This is a genomic window from Mycoplasmopsis ciconiae (assembly GCF_036350065.1).
In the GTDB taxonomy this organism is placed as follows: domain Bacteria; phylum Bacillota_I; class Bacilli_A; order Mycoplasmatales; family Metamycoplasmataceae; genus Mycoplasmopsis; species Mycoplasmopsis ciconiae.
The window spans coordinates 1-1,080 of record NZ_JAZDWZ010000019.1; the positions used below are offsets into that span (position 1 = coordinate 1).

Annotated in this window: 1 rRNA gene; it reads right to left on the reverse strand. The window is 47.1% G+C overall.

Going from position 1 to position 1,080, the window contains the following annotated elements:
• A 23S ribosomal RNA gene (locus V2E24_RS03545) occupies positions 1 to 1,080 on the reverse strand; the annotation flags it as partial.

A 1,080-nucleotide genomic window follows, 5' to 3' on the forward strand; every position in this document is an offset into this window, starting at 1 on the left:
ATAATGGGTATTGCTATCCTTCTCCGTCATTCCATCACTAATTATAGAAAGTACAGGAATATTAACCTGTTGTCCATCGAATACGCTTTTCAGCCTCTTCTTAGGTCCTGACTAACCCTGGGTGGACGAACCTTGCCCAGGAAACCTTTCCCAATAGGCGTCGTGGATTCTCACCACGAATCGTTACTCATACCGGCATTCTCACTTCTAAGCGCTCCACCAATCCTCACGGTTTGGCTTCATTGCCCTTAGAACGCTCCTCTAACGCACTTGCGTGCCCGTGGCTTCGGTATCGTGTTTTAGTCCCGTTACATTATTGGCGCAAGATCTCTTGACTAGTGAGCTATTACGCACTCTTTAAAGGATGGCTGCTTCTAAGCCAACCTCCTAGTTGTTTATGAAATCTCACAACCTTTCTCACTTAACACGATTTTGGGACCTTAGCCGACGATCTGGGTTGTTTCCCTCGCGAGCCAGGACGTTAGCACCCTGGTTCCGACTGCATGACAATACATAATGATATTCGGAGTTTGATTATAGTCAGTACCGCTAGGCGCGGCCATTCCATATTCAGTGCTCTACCATCAAAATTTAACATCACACGCTAGCCCTAAAGCTATTTCGAGGAGAACCAGCTATCTCCAAGTTCGATTGGAATTTCTCCCCTATTCACAAGTCATCCGGGCACTTTTCAGCGTACTACGGTTCGGCCCTCCACTTGGGGTTAGCCAAGCTTCAGCCTGCTCATGAATAGATCACCTGGTTTCGGGTATATATCAACATACTAAACGCCCTATTAAGACTCGATTTCTCTACGGCTCCGTTTTTATCCACTTAACCTCGCATGTTAACATAACTCGCCGGTCCATACTGCAAGATGTACGCCATCACCCTTTAACGGGCTCTGACTAATTGTAAGTAAATGGTTTCAGAATCTATTTCACTCCCCTCCCGGGGTTCTTTTCACCTTTCCCTCACGGTACTAGTTCACTATCGGTGTCTGGTTAGTATTTAGCCTTACCGGATGGTCCCGGCAGATTCAGACAGGGTTTCACGTGCCCCGCCCTACTCAGGATACAG